This window comes from Bacillus cereus group sp. BfR-BA-01441, assembly GCF_022663075.1.
Lineage (GTDB): Bacteria > Bacillota > Bacilli > Bacillales > Bacillaceae_G > Bacillus_A > Bacillus_A cereus.
Map to the genome: position 1 here is coordinate 1 of NZ_JAKUEU010000250.1, position 511 is coordinate 511.

Sequence of the window (511 nt, forward strand, 5' to 3'; positions counted from 1 at the left end):
AGGATATAAAAAACTAGCGAAACCAGTATCATTCGAAATCAAAAAAGGTATGACAGAAGTTTTATCACTAAAAGTAGAGAACGAATTAGTAGATAAAGGCTCAGTAGAAATTACAAAAGTGGACAAAGAAAGTGGCGCGTTATTAAAAGGCGTAAGATTCGAAGTGCAAGATGAAAAAGGAAAAGTAGTAACAAAAGTAAAAACAGATAAAGAAGGAAAAGCGAAAATTTCAGATCTATCTGTAGGGAATTACAAACTAGTAGAAGTAGAAAGCTTACCAGGCTACAAAAAGCTAACAGAGCCAGTATCATTCGAAATTAAAAAGGGTATGACAGAAGTCTTATCATTAAAAGTAGAGAATGAACAGTTAGACAAAGGTTCAGTAGAAATCACAAAAGTAGATAAAGATAGTCAAAAAGCATTAGAAGGCGTAGTCTTCGAAGTACAAGACGACAAAGGCAAAGTAGTAACAGAAGTAAAAACAGATAAAAATGGTAAAGCAAAAATCTCA

Annotated in this window: 1 protein-coding gene; it reads left to right on the top strand. The window is 32.9% G+C overall.

Going from position 1 to position 511, the window contains the following annotated elements; genetic code table 11:
• Positions 1 to 511 (top strand): MSCRAMM family protein (locus tag MR107_RS30355; RefSeq protein WP_242293177.1); only part of this gene is annotated, 511 nt, incomplete at both ends.